Source organism: Mitsuaria sp. BK037 (assembly GCF_014193045.1).
Taxonomy (GTDB): Bacteria; Pseudomonadota; Gammaproteobacteria; order Burkholderiales; family Burkholderiaceae_C; genus Roseateles.
Map to the genome: position 1 here is coordinate 300,147 of NZ_JACHYS010000001.1, position 13,049 is coordinate 313,195.

11 protein-coding genes are annotated in these 13,049 nt (G+C 70.2%); 8 read left to right on the forward strand and 3 right to left on the reverse strand.

Annotated features, from left to right (window positions below):
• The first annotated feature begins 76 nt into the window (after positions 1 to 76).
• Entirely contained in the window at positions 77 to 2,524 is a 2,448-nt protein-coding gene (gene rnr / locus FHT37_RS01325; protein ID WP_409072700.1) for a ribonuclease R, read from the forward strand.
• A gap of 74 nt (positions 2,525 to 2,598) precedes the next feature.
• On the opposite strand, the gene FHT37_RS01330 is transcribed toward rnr, so the two are convergent.
• The 3 genes from FHT37_RS01330 to FHT37_RS01340 form a co-directional block, all read right to left on the reverse strand.
• Complete coding sequence (locus tag FHT37_RS01330) at positions 2,599 to 4,125, reverse strand: NAD(P)H-hydrate dehydratase (protein WP_183478544.1); 1,527 nt, start codon at positions 4,123 to 4,125, stop codon at positions 2,599 to 2,601.
• A 75-nt stretch (positions 4,126 to 4,200) separates the two neighbouring features.
• Positions 4,201 to 5,406 carry an FAD-dependent oxidoreductase gene (locus FHT37_RS01335; protein ID WP_183478545.1) on the reverse strand — a complete coding sequence of 402 codons (1,206 nt, stop codon included), beginning with the start codon at positions 5,404 to 5,406 and terminating at the stop codon, positions 4,201 to 4,203.
• Between the two features lies 1 nt (position 5,407).
• Positions 5,408 to 6,763 carry an amidase gene (locus FHT37_RS01340; protein WP_183478546.1) on the reverse strand — a complete coding sequence of 452 codons (1,356 nt, stop codon included), beginning with the start codon at positions 6,761 to 6,763 and terminating at the stop codon, positions 5,408 to 5,410.
• Positions 6,764 to 6,967: 204 nt separating this feature from the next.
• Between FHT37_RS01340 and rpsB the strand changes: the two genes are divergently transcribed.
• The 7 genes from rpsB (at position 6,968) to ispC (ending at position 13,010) form a co-directional block, all read left to right on the forward strand.
• Complete coding sequence (gene rpsB, locus FHT37_RS01345) at positions 6,968 to 7,714, forward strand: 30S ribosomal protein S2 (protein WP_091722962.1); 747 nt, start codon at positions 6,968 to 6,970, stop codon at positions 7,712 to 7,714.
• 118 nt (positions 7,715 to 7,832) lie between these two features.
• Positions 7,833 to 8,729: a translation elongation factor Ts gene (gene tsf, locus FHT37_RS01350; RefSeq protein WP_091722965.1), complete on the forward strand. Its 897-nt coding sequence runs from the start codon at positions 7,833 to 7,835 to the stop codon at positions 8,727 to 8,729.
• Positions 8,730 to 8,836: 107 nt separating this feature from the next.
• Positions 8,837 to 9,547 carry a UMP kinase gene (pyrH, locus tag FHT37_RS01355; protein WP_091722969.1) on the forward strand — a complete coding sequence of 237 codons (711 nt, stop codon included), beginning with the start codon at positions 8,837 to 8,839 and terminating at the stop codon, positions 9,545 to 9,547.
• Positions 9,548 to 9,641: 94 nt separating this feature from the next.
• Entirely contained in the window at positions 9,642 to 10,202 is a 561-nt protein-coding gene (frr, locus tag FHT37_RS01360; protein ID WP_091722973.1) for a ribosome recycling factor, read from the forward strand.
• 13 nt (positions 10,203 to 10,215) lie between these two features.
• A complete protein-coding gene (uppS, locus tag FHT37_RS01365) occupies positions 10,216 to 10,947 on the forward strand; it encodes a polyprenyl diphosphate synthase (RefSeq protein ID WP_255511904.1) in 732 nt (243 codons plus the stop codon).
• Between the two features lies 1 nt (position 10,948).
• Complete coding sequence (locus FHT37_RS01370) at positions 10,949 to 11,782, forward strand: phosphatidate cytidylyltransferase (RefSeq protein ID WP_147241941.1); 834 nt, start codon at positions 10,949 to 10,951, stop codon at positions 11,780 to 11,782.
• A gap of 19 nt (positions 11,783 to 11,801) precedes the next feature.
• Positions 11,802 to 13,010 (forward strand): 1-deoxy-D-xylulose-5-phosphate reductoisomerase, encoded by a 1,209-nt coding sequence (gene ispC, locus FHT37_RS01375; protein WP_183478547.1) that lies wholly within the window; start codon positions 11,802 to 11,804, stop codon positions 13,008 to 13,010.
• Positions 13,011 to 13,049: the final 39 nt, after the last annotated feature.

A 13,049-nucleotide genomic window follows, 5' to 3' on the forward strand; every position in this document is an offset into this window, starting at 1 on the left:
TGCAGTATTCTTGAGCCTTCAGTTTCTTCGAAACGCCAAACGGCTTCTGCGTTTCAGGAAAGACAAGGATTCTATTATCAAAAACTTCAAGAACGCAAGCCCCCAGAGCCATCCGCTGATGGGGGAGATCGAAGGCACGGTGCAAGGTCACCGGGATGGGCACGGATTCCTGATGCCCGACGACGGCCAGCCCGACGTTTACCTCTCCTCGCAGGAAATGCACGCCGTGATGCACGGCGACCGCTTGCGGGTGCGCGTTGTGCGCTTCGACAAGCGCAACCGCCCCGAAGGCCGCGTGCTGGAGATCCTGGAGCGCCGCAAGAAGCCCATCATCGGCCGGCTGCTGCTGGAGTCCGGCATCTGGCTCGTCGCGCCCGAAGACAAGCGTTATGGCCAGGACATCCTGGTCCCGAAGAACGCGATCGCCAACGCCACCGCCGGCCAGATCGTCGCGGTCGAGCTGACCGAACCGCCGTCGCTGTACTCGCAGCCGGTCGGCCGGGTGACCGAAGTGCTGGGCGAGATCGACGACCCCGGCATGGAGATCGAGATCGCCGTGCGCAAGTACGAGGTCCCGCACGCCTTCAGCGCCGACACGCTGCAGCAGGCCGCGAAGCTGCCGGACCGCGTCCGCGCGGTCGACATGAAGCACCGCATCGACCTGCGCGACGTGGCGCTGGTGACCATCGACGGCGAGGACGCGCGCGACTTCGACGACGCCGTCTATTGCGAACCCCACAAGCAGGGCAGAGGCAAGACCGCCTTCAAGGGCTGGCGCCTGCTGGTGGCGATCGCCGACGTCAGCCATTACGTCAAGCCCGGCGAGCCGCTGGACCGCGACGCCTATGAGCGCGCGACCTCGGTCTACTTCCCTCGCCGCGTGATCCCCATGCTGCCGGAGAAGCTCTCCAACGGGCTGTGCTCGCTGAATCCGGAGCAGGACCGCCTGTCCATGGTCTGCGACATGCTGGTCACCGAGGCCGGCGAACTGCACGCCTACCAGTTCTATCCCGCGGTCATCAACTCGCATGCGCGCTTCACCTACACCGAGGTGGCGGCGATCCTGGGCAACACCCATGGCCCCGAGGCCCACAAGCGCCAGGCGCTGGTGCCGCACCTGCTGCACCTGCACGAGGTCTACCGCGCGCTGCTGTCGCAGCGGGCCAAGCGCGGCGCGGTGGACTTCGAGACCACCGAGACCCAGATCGTCTGCGACGACAACGGCCGCATCGAGAAGATCGTGCCGCGCACCCGCAACGAGGCGCACCGGCTGATCGAGGAGGCGATGCTCGCCGCCAACGTCTGCGCGGCCGACTTCATCGCCGGCGGCAAGCACGCGTCTCTGTATCGCGTCCACGAGGGCCCGACGCCCGAGAAGCGCGGCACGCTGCAGGCCTACCTGCGCGCGCTGGGCATCGGCATGGGCATCAGCGACGATCCCACGCCGGGCGAATTCCAGGCGATCGCGCAGGCGACCAAGGACCGTCCCGACGCCCAGCAGATCCACACGATGCTGTTGCGCTCGATGCAGCAGGCGATCTACACGCCGTTCAACTCGGGCCACTTCGGCCTCGCGTACCAGGCCTACACGCACTTCACCAGCCCGATCCGGCGTTATCCGGACCTGCTGGTGCACCGCGTGATCAAGGCCCTGCTCGGCACGAAGAAGTACGCCCTGGACGCGCACAAGATGGAAGCGGCCAATCCGCTGCCGAAGCGACCGGGCAAGGCCGCGCCGAAGATCCCGAACCCGGGCCTGGCGTCGACCGAGCTCGAGCGCTGGGAGGTGGTCGGCGCGCACTGCAGCGCCAACGAGCGCCGCGCCGACGAGGCCTCCCGCGATGTCGAGGCCTGGCTGAAGTGCCGCTACATGCGCGACCACCTGGGCGAGGAGTTCGCCGGCACCGTCAGCGCGGTGACGAGCTTCGGCCTGTTCGTGCAGCTCGACGCGATGTACGTCGAGGGCCTGATCCACATCACCGAGCTCGGTGGCGAGTACTTCCGCTTCGACGAGGTCCGCCAGGAACTGCGGGGCGAGCGCACCGGCATTCGTTATGCCACCGGCGCGCGCGTGCAGGTGCAGGTCAGCCGCGTCGACCTGGACGGCCGCAAGATCGACTTCCGCCTGGTGCGCGAGCAGGACGAGCACCGCCTGCTGCGCGGCGCCCACCGCGACAAGTTCGGCGACAAGCGGGGTGACGGCAAGGGGCCGGCGCGCAAGCAGGACAAGCGCGCCGAGCAGCGTGCCCGGCGTGAAGCCGCGGCCGCGCCCGCCGCGACGGTCGAGCCGATGCCGCTGCCGCCGCCGGACCCGCCCACGGCGGTCGATGCGCTCGAGCGCATCGAGCAGGCCGACCGCGTGCTGAAGGCCGAGCGCCGCAAGTCGGAACGCGCGACCAAGGGCGCGTCGGCGCATCCGGTCAAGGCGGCCAAGCGCACGGCGCGCGGCGCGGCGAAGTCGGTCGCCGCGAAGGGCAGCGGCGCCCCCGCGGCCAAGACGACGCGTCGCAAGCGAGGCGCCTGACGGAAGATCACCCGCTTCGAGCGGGACGACACGAGGCCTGGCATTGCCAGGCCTTCGTCGTTGTGGGCGCGCGGCTACGCTGCCCGGGCGTGCAGCGCGGCCATCGCGGCCACGAGGTCTGCGGCGAGCATCGGGCCGGCGTGGCCTTCCGCGGCGGCACCGTGCCAGGCGACGGCCGCCGTGGCGAGATCGTGTGGCGAGACCTCCGGCGACTGCGCCCACATGCCGCCGATCCAGCCGGCCAGCACATCGCCGCTGCCCGCCGTCGCCAGCGCCGACGAGCCGGTGCTGTTGATCGATAAGGGCTGCGCCGCCGAAGCGACGACGCTGCCCGAGCCCTTCAGCACTACCGTCGCGCCGAAGCGCTGAGCGAGCTGCGCGGCGGCCGCGAGCCGGTCGGCCTGCACGTCGGCGGCTGACGTCAGTCCGAGCAGGCGGGCGGCTTCCAGCGGATGGGGCGTCAGGAGGGTCGACCAGCCATGGGCGGCGCGACGGCGCAGCGAGGCCTGCAGCGATTCATCGCCGGCCACGAGGTTGAGCGCGTCGGCATCGAGCACGACGTGGCGTGCGCCATGCAGCACGGTCGAGAGCGCCGGCGCGATCGCCGTCCCGCCGCCGCAGCCGCACACCGCGACGACGTCCCGCCAGGCTTCGGCGGGAGCGCTCCAGCGCGCGAAGTCCCAATGCATCAGCTCCGGCCGCGCCGGCCAGGCCAGGCCGTCGTCATCGGGCAGCGCCGCGTAGACACGCCCGGCGCCGGCCGCGAGCGCGGACGTGGCCGCGAGCCACGCGGCGCCGCGCATCGTCGGCGCCCCGCCGAGCACGACCACGTCGCCATGCCGCCCCTTGTGGCTCGAGGCCGACCGGCGGAAATCGCGCTGCCAGCGCGCGATGCGCTCACGGCCGAAGAGCGTGGCGGGCGCTTGCGCGACGGCGCCCTCGGCCGGCGCCTCGCCGAGGTCATCGAACCACAGGCGCCCGGCGAGCGCGCGCCCTTCGCCGGTGAACAGCCCGGTCTTGAGTGTCAGGAAGGTCAGCGTGTGGTCGGCCTCGACCACGTCGGCGCCCAGCGGCTGGCCCGTGCGCGCGTCGAGCCCGCTCGGCAGGTCCACGGAAAGCACCAGGGCGCCAGCACTGCGCAAGGCGGCGATGGCCTGGATCGCTTCGACGAACGCGCCGTCGGGCGCGCGGTTCGCGCCAAGGCCGAGGAGGGCATCGATGACCAAGTCGGCATCGTGTGGCAGCGGGGCGAGGTCGGTGAGCGGCGTCAAGCCAGCGGCACGAGCGCCGTCGAGCGCATGGGCCGCATCGGTGCCCGGGCGCGGTTCAGCCCCGATGAGACGCAGGTCGACGCGCCATCCGCGTGCCGCGAGATGCCGGGCCGCGATGAGGCCGTCGCCGCCGTTGTTGCCGGGGCCGGCGATGACGACGGCGTGGCGGCCGAGCGGTCGCAGCGCCAGCGCGAGTCGGGCGACCGCCAGGCCGGCTCGTTCGATCAGCGTGTGGGGCGGGTGGCAAGAGAGCGCGGCCGACTCGATGCGTCGACTCGACGCCGCATCGTGCAAGGGCTGCGCGAGGGAGAGGGGGAGGACGGGCCGCATGGCGCCGACTCTAGCGCTTCGGGCCCCGCGGAGCGTGGCGAGGCCGGGCGCCGCCAGACGCTTCCGCGTCGATGGTCAGCGCAGCCGGCCGGGCTCCAGCAGCGCGGCGTCGATGCCCGGGTCCTGCTTCGCCAGCCGGGCCGAGATCAATTGCGCCGCGGCGCCGGCCATGGTCCAGCCATGCTCGCCGTGGCCGATGTTGAGCCAGACGCCGGGCAGGCCCGACTCGCCGATCAGCGGCAGCTCGTCGGGCAGCAGCAGCCGCGCGGTCTTCCAGCGCTGTTGTCCGCCGGCCAGCAGCGCGCCGGGGAACCAGTCATGCGCCGCCTGGTGCAACGCGCCCATCGACTGGCCGTCGGGCTGCGACGAGGCGCCGCCGAGCTCATTGGCGCCGCCCACGCGCACGCGCTGCCCCAGCCGGGTGAGGCTGACGCCGAGGCTCATGTCGACCACGGTGGCGCGCGGCCCCAGGTCCGGGTGCGCTTCCAGCTGCCGCAGCGGTGCCGTGATCGTGTGGGTGTGGACCGTCCCCCAGGGCAGCTTCAGGCCCTGCGCCGCGAGCAGCGGCGCCGCGCCCTTGCCCGCGCACACCAGCACCGCGTTCACGCGCACCGGCTCGCCGGCCGCGACGTGCACCGCGGGCGAGCTGCCCGGCTCGACGCGCAGCACGTCGGTGTTGAAGTGCCAGCGCACGCCCAGCCGCTGTGCCTCCACCCGCAGCGCCTGGCTGAACTGGCGCGCGTTGGCGGCCTCGTCCTGCGTCAGCAGGATGCCGCCGTGCAGCGGCGTTTCGGCGTTGAGTCCGGGTTCCTGCGCGCGGCATCCCTCGGCATCGAGCTCACGATGCGGCACCTGCCGCTCCTGCAGCCGGGCGAGCAGCGCCGCCGCGGCCTTGTAGTCCTTGGCGCTGCGCCACAGCAGCAGCACGCCGGCCTCGCGCTCGACCTCCATCTGGAGTTCACGTCGCCACACCGCCATCACCGCCTGCCCGCGCAGCGCCAGCGCGTGCAGCGCCTCGGGCATCGCCTGCGCGCCGCGCGCACGACCGGCGCGCCAGTGGGCGAAGCGCCAGCCGATCTGGCCCGGCTTGCCGCGCCAGCGCAGCGGCGCGTTCGCCCGCGCGGCCATCAGGCCCGGCGCGATGAGCCCCGGCGGCGCGAAGCTCGCGCCGGTCGCGACGGTGGTGTCGCGCTCGAAGACCTGGACCTCGTGCCCTTGCAGCGCGAGTTCGTAGGCGCTGGTCACGCCGGCCAGGCCGGCGCCGATGATGGCGATCCGCATCTCAGCGCGCTCCCGCCGCCAGGGCCGCTTCGACGCGCGCGGCCGCGCCGAGCACGGCGGCGTCGCGCGACGCCGGCGCCCACAGCATCAGGCCGACCGGCAGCTCGCCTGGGCGCTCGCACGGGATCGAGATCGCGCAGCCGTCGAGCAGGTTCACGACGGCGGTGTTGCGCAGCAGGCGCGCGTTGGTGGCAAAGAACAGGTCGTCGCTGTGCAGCAAGGGGGCGATCTCCGGGGCTTGCAGGGGAACGGTGGGGCTGAGGAAGACATCGATGCCCTGCATCGAGGTCTTCATGTCGTGGATCCAGCGCTGGCGCGCGTCGAGCAGCGCCTGGTAGGCGTCGGGCGCGATCGACGCGCCGCGGCGGATGCGCAGCGCGACGCGCGGGTCGTAGCGGTCGCCGCGTTCGGCGAGGCGCGCATGGTGCCACGCCCAGGCCTCGGCGGCGGTGATGCCGCCCTGGGTTTGCAGTTCCGCCACACGGGGCAGGGCGGGCAGCGCGCGTTCCTCGATGCGCGCGCCGGCCGATCGCAGCGTCGCCAGGGCGCGCTCGAAGGCGCTCGCGATCGCCGGCTCCAGCTCGTCCTGCATGAAGGTCGGCGTGATCGCGAATCGCCAGGCCGACAGCGGGCGCGCGTCGATCTCTAGCGGAGCGCCGCTCAGCACCGAATCGAGCAGCGCCGCGTCCCTCACCGAGCGCGTGATCGCGCCGGCCGTGTCCAGCGACGGCGAGAGCGGCAGGCAGCCGCCCAGCGGCACCCGCCGCGCCGTGCCCTTGAAGCCCACCAGACCCTGCAGCGCGGCCGGGATGCGCAGCGAGCCGCCGGTGTCCGAGCCGAGCGCGGCCCACGCCGCGCCCGCCGCGACGCTGACCGCGCCGCCGGAGGTCGAGCCGCCGGGGATGCGGTCCAGGCCGTCGAGGGCGTGTGTCACCGGATTGCGGGGCGTGCCGTGGTGCGGATTGATGCCGACGCCGGAGAAGGCGAACTCGCTCAGATGGGTGTGGCCGACCAGCGCCGCGCCGGCGGCGCGCAGCCGGGCCACGGCCGGGGCGTCGCGGGTGGCGGGCGGGGCGTCGTCCATCGCGGCGGAGGCTGCCGTGGTCGGCATGCCGGCGACGTCGAACAGGTCCTTCACCGAGACCGCCAGGCCGCCCAGCGGCGGGCGAGGCTCGCCGCGGGCCGCCGCTGCGTCGCTGGCCTGGGCGGCGGCGAGGGCCTCCGCGTCGAAGCGTCGCAGGAAGACGTGCTCGCAGGCCGGGGTGTTGGCGCGGGCCAGGTTGGTGGCGAGCAGGGCGGCGGCCGACTGGCGGCCCTCGCGCAGGGACGCCAGCGCGTCGGTCAAGTCGATCGGCATGCCAAAACGGGTTATACTCTTCGGGTTTTTGCCGGACGACCCAGCCAAGGGGGCTGGAATCCGGCGGGAACGCGGTGTGCAGGCGGAGGATCCAAGTCCTTGTCGCACATCGCAAATTCGCGGATCCGGCGAATCAAGGTGTTGCAACGTACAAGCAGACGTCGCAATTCGTGCCGGATTCTAGAACCAACCTTCGGAGTACTTATGTCCGTCACGATGCGTGAGATGCTGGAAGCCGGCGTCCATTTCGGTCACCAAACCCGCTTCTGGAACCCCAAGATGGCCCCGTATATCTACGGCCATCGCAACAAGATCCACATCATCAACCTCGAGAAGACGCTGCCCGCGTTCGAGGAAGCCCTGAAGTTCGTGCGCCAGCTCGCTGCCAAGCGCGGCACGATCCTGATGGTCGGCACCAAGCGCCAGGCCCGTGACATCGTCGCCGCCGAAGCCGAGCGCGCCGGCGTGCCCAGCGTGAACCAGCGTTGGCTGGGCGGCACGCTGACCAACTTCAAGACGGTCAAGACCTCGCTGAAGAAGCTCAAGGACATGCAGAGCCAGATCGACGCCGGCACCCAGCCCGCGATCAAGAAGGAAGCCCTGATGTTCCAGCGCGACATCAGTAAGCTGGAAAAGAACATCGGCGGCATCCAGGACATGGCCGCGCTGCCTGACGCCCTGTTCGTCATCGACGTCGGCTACCACAAGATCGCCGTCGCCGAAGCCAAGAAGCTGGGCATCCCGGTCATCGGCGTCGTCGACACCAACCACTCGCCCGAAGGCATCGACTACGTCATCCCCGGCAACGACGACTCGGCCAAGGCTGTCGCCCTGTACGCCAAGGCCGTCGCCGACGCCGTGCTGGAAGGCCGTGCCAACTCGACGAACGAAGTCGTCCAGGCCGTCGCCGCCGAAGGCGACGAGTTCGTGGAAGTGAACGAAGGCGCCTGATCCAGGCCCGAAGCCCTCAAGGGACATGACAAGGGGGCTGATTCAGCCCCCTTCGTCCAACCAGATTCAGAATTCCGCGGCGCCGGGTCGTTCCGGGCCGCGACACACGGAGATTGAAATGGCAGCAATTACCGCAAGCATGGTCGCCGAGCTGCGCGCCCGCACCGACTCCCCGATGATGGAGTGCAAGAAGGCCCTGACCGAGGCCGACGGCGACATGACCCGCGCGGAAGAGATCCTGCGCGTCAAGCTGGGCAACAAGGCCGGCAAGGCCGCCTCGCGCATCACCGCCGAAGGCGTCGTCGCCGCCGCGGTGAAGGGTGCCGCCGGTGCCGTCATCGAAGTCAACTGCGAAACCGACTTCGTTTCCAAGAACGACGCCTTCCTGGCCTTCGTGAACGCGCTGGCCGGCCTGGTCGCCGAGAACAATCCCGCCGACATCGCCGCCCTGTCCGCCCTGCCGCTGTCGCAGGAAGGCTTCGGCCCGACGGTCGAGGACGTGCGCAAGGGCCTGATCGGCAAGATCGGCGAGAACATGACGATCCGCCGCTTCAAGCGCTACGAAGGCGCCAAGCTGGCGTCCTACCTGCACGGCACCCGCATCGGCGTGATCGTCGAGTTCGAGGGTGACGAAGTCGCCGCCAAGGACGTCGCGATGCACGTCGCCGCGATGAAGCCGGCTGCGCTGTCGTCCGCCGAAGTCCCGGCCGAGCTGGTCGAGAAGGAGCGCAAGATCGCCGCCGAGAAGGCCGCCGAATCCGGCAAGCCGGCCGAGATCGTCGCCAAGATGGTCGAGGGCTCGGTGCAGAAGTTCCTGAAGGAAGTCTCGCTGCTGGACCAGGTCTTCGTGAAGGCCGCCGACGGCAAGCAGACCGTCGCCCAGATGCTTAAGGAGAAGGCCACGACGGTGAAGTCGTTCACCCTGTACGTGGTGGGCGAGGGCATCGAGAAGAAGGTCGACGACTTCGCCGCCGAAGTGGCTGCCCAGGTGGCGGCCGCGAGCAAGCAGCAATAAGCATCGCGACTCAAAAAGGGCGCCTCTGGCGCCCTTTACACTTGTGCGCTTGCGCATGCAGGCGCACGCACGACACTCTCTCTATCGGCTGTATTGACGAGGTAACAATGCCCGCCCACAAACGCATCCTGCTCAAGCTTTCCGGTGAAGCCCTGATGGGCGACGACTCCTACGGCATCAACCGCGCGACCATCGTGCGCATGGTCCAGGAAATCCAGGAAGTGACGAAGCTCGGCGTCGAAGTCGCGGTCGTCATCGGCGGCGGGAACATCTTCCGCGGCGTGGCGGGTGGCTCGGTGGGCATGGACCGCGCGACGGCCGACTACATGGGCATGCTGGCGACGGTGATGAACTCGCTGGCCCTGGCCGACACGATGCGCCAGGAAGGCATGACCGCCCGCGTCATGTCGGCGATCGCGATCGAGCAGGTCGTCGAGCCTTACGTGCGCCCCAAGGCGCTGCAGTATCTGGAAGAGGGCAAGGTCGTCGTGTTCGCCGCCGGCACCGGCAACCCCTTCTTCACGACCGACACGGCCGCCGCGCTGCGCGGCGCGGAAGTGGGCGCCGAGATCATGCTCAAGGCGACCAAGGTGGACGGCGTCTACACCGCCGACCCGAAGAAGGACCCGACCGCGACGCGCTACGCCCGCATCACCTTCGACGAGGCCATCAGCAAGAACCTGCAAGTCCTGGACGCGACCGCGTTCGCGCTGTGCCGTGACCAGAAGCTCCCCATCAAGGTGTTCTCGATCTTCAAGCCGGGCGCGCTCAAGCGCGTCGTGATGGGAGAGGACGAAGGCACCCTGGTGCACGTCTGAGGCGGCTCGCGCGTTGGAGTCCGGATCGCCGCTCCACCGGGAGCGGATCCTGCTCCGCCGATCCCGCTCGACCCTTTGATCCGAGGAAAAGAACATGAGCATCGCCGACATCAAGAAGAACGTCGAAGCCAAGATGGCCAAGTCCGTCGAGGCCTACAAGAACGAACTGCAGAAGATCCGCACCGGTCGCGCCCACCCCGGCCTGCTGGACCAGGTGCACGTGGACTACTACGGCTCGATGGTGCCGATCTCGCAGGTGGCCAACGTCACGCTGCTGGACGCCCGCACGGTCAGCGTGCAGCCCTGGGAGAAGGGCATGGGCCAGAAGATCGAGAAGGCCATCCGCGAATCCGACCTGGGCCTGAACCCGTCGTCGCAGGGCGACCTGATCCGCGTGCCGATGCCGCCGCTGTCGGAAGAGCGCCGCCGCGATCTGGTGAAGGTCGCCAAGGGCGCCGCCGAGGATGCCAAGGTCGCCGTGCGCAACCTGCGCCGCGACGCCAACGAGCAGGCCAAGAAGATGGCCAAGGACAAGCTCATCACCGAGGACGACGAGCGTCGCAGCCAGGACGAGGTCCAGAAGCTGACCGACCGCGTCGTCAACGAGATCGACAAGCTGCTCTCGGCCAAGGAAGCCGAGATCATGGCCGTCTGATCGTCGCGTCCTTGTGAGCGCCGACAGCAAGGCGGGTGTGCCCCGCCATGTGGCCATCGTCATGGATGGCAACGGTCGATGGGCGAAGAAGCGCTTCCTGCCGCGCTTCTTCGGCCACAAGCAGGGCGTGGACGCCCTGGTGCGCGTGGTGCAGGCCTGCATCGACCGCGACATCGAGTACCTCACCGTCTTTGCCTTCTCCAGCGAGAACTGGAAGCGGCCCAGCGACGAGGTGTCCGGCCTGATGGGCCTGGTGCTGGCGGCGGTGTCCCGCTACCTGGCGCGCATGGGCGCGATGGGCGTGCGCATCCGCATCGTCGGCGACCGCGAGGCGGTGTCCGACAAGCTGCGGGCCGCCTGGGCCGAGGCCGAGAACTCGACCGCCCACAACAGCAAGCTGACGCTGAACGTCGCGTTCAACTACGGTGGCCGCTGGGACATCGTCCAGGCCTGCCGCAAGGCGATGGAGGCCGGCGTGCAACCGGCCGAGTTGACCGAGGCGAAGCTCTCCGAGTTCATGGCGATGAGCTATGCACCGGACCCCGACCTGTTCATCCGCACCGGCGGCGAGCTGCGCATCAGCAACTTCATGCTCTGGCAGACCGCCTACACCGAGTTCGTGTTCTCCGATTGCCTGTGGCCGGAGTTTGGCGAAGCGCAACTGGACGAGGCGATCGCCGCGTTCCGGGCGCGCGACCGCCGCTTCGGTGGCGTCAACGTGCCGGGCGTTGCCCAGGAGGCTTGAAATGCTGCTTCAGCGCGTGATCACGGCCCTGGTCCTGCTCGCGATCCTGTTGCCGGCGCTGTTCGCGTCGAACCCGATGTGGTTCGCGCTGCTGACGCTGGTCATGATCGCGGCGGCCGGGTGGGAATGGTCGCGGCTGAACGGCAAGCCCGGCGCTCCGGCGCTCGTGTTCGGCGCCGCGCTGGCGGCGGCCTGCGCGGCGACGTTCTACGTCGTCGGCTTCCAGGTGCCGGCTTGGTGCTGGTGGCTGGCGGGCGGGCTGTGGGTGCTCGGCGGCGTGCGCGCGCTGGCCGTCGGCGTGGCCGGCTGGCCCAGACTGTCGCCGGCGCTGCGGCTGCTCCTCGGGGCGGTGCTGCTATGGGCGGCCTGGCTGGCGCTGGTCGTCGCGCGCCAGCGCGGCATCAATTTCCTGTTGTCGGCGATGTGCCTGGTCTGGATGGCCGACGTCGCCGCCTACTTCGCCGGCAAGACCTTCGGCCGTCGCAAGCTGGCGCCGGCGATCAGCCCGGGCAAAAGCTGGGAAGGCGCGATCGGCGGCCTGGTCGGCGTCATCGTCCTGGGCGTCGTCTGGGTGCATGTGATCGACCTGCGCCTGCCGGTGGATTCCCCCTCGATGTACACCGTGCTGGTGCAGCGGCTGGGCCTGGTGTCGCTGCTGGCGCTGGTCTTCCTGTCGGCGATGAGCGTCGTCGGCGACCTGTTCGAATCCTTGGTCAAGCGGGCCGCCGGCGCCAAGGACAGCAGCCAGCTGCTGCCCGGCCATGGCGGCGTGCTCGACCGTGTCGACGCGCTGCTGCCGGTCCTGCCGCTGGCGCTGGCGCTGACCTCCCTCTGATACCGCGGATTTCCCAGCGATGAGCTCCACCTTCCAACGTCCGCAGCAGGTCTGCGTGCTGGGATCCACCGGATCGATCGGCACCAGCACGCTGGACGTGATCGCGCGTCATCCCGACCGCTACCGCGTCTTCGCGCTGTCGGCGATGAGTCGCGTCGACGAACTGGCGGCCCAATGCCTGCAGCATCAGCCGCGTTTCGCTGTGCTGCCGGATGCCGCGCTGGCGGCGCAGCTGCGCGCGAGACTGCGCGAAGCCGGCTCGCGCACCGAGGTGCTGGACGGCATGGCCGCGCTCAGCGAGATCGCCGCCCACCCCGAGGTGGACGCGGTGATGGCGGCGATCGTCGGCGCGGCCGGACTGCCGCCAGCGATGGCCGCGGCGCGCGCGGGCAAGCGGCTGCTGCTGGCCAACAAGGAAGCCATCGTGCTCGGCGGCGCGCTGTTCATGCAGGCGGTCGAGCAGGGCGGCGCCACGCTGCTGCCGGTGGACTCGGAGCACTCGGCGATCTTCCAGTGCCTGCCCGAGGACCGGTCGACCTGGTCCCGGCGCATCGACCACATCGTGCTCACCGCGTCCGGCGGTCCGTTCCGCCAGCGTGATCCGGCCTCGCTCGCCGATGTCACGCCGGAGCAGGCCTGTGCGCATCCGAACTGGGTGATGGGCCGCAAGATCTCGGTGGACTCGGCCACGATGATGAACAAGGCGCTCGAGGTCATCGAGGCGCGCTGGCTCTTCAACCTCAAGCCCGAGCAGATCAAGGTCCTGATCCACCCGCAGAGCATCGTGCACTCGATGGTGGTCTGCCGCGACCACTCGGTGCTGGCGCAGCTCGGCACGCCCGACATGCGGGTGCCCATCGCCTATGCGCTGGCCTTCCCCGAGCGCGTCGAGTCGGGCGCCGGGCTGCTGGACCTGCTCAAGACGCCCAGCCTGGCCTTCGAGGAGGCGGACGCGGTCCGCTTCCCCGGCCTGCACCTGTCGTGGCAGGCGCTGCGCGCGGCCGAGGGCAGCACCGCGGTCCTGAACGCGGCCAACGAGGAGGCGGTGGCCGCCTTCCTGGACCGCCAGCTGCGCTTCGATCACATCTGCCGCATCAACCGCGACGCGCTCGAGGCGGTGATGCCGCAGGCCGGCGAGGTCGACAGCGTCGAAGGCCTGCTGGCGCTCGATGCCCGGGCCCGCCGGCACGCCCGGCAGCGGATCGCGGCGCTTGCCGCCGCGGTCTGACCCTTCCGTCACCGGTCGCCACACCGATCCCGCCTTCGA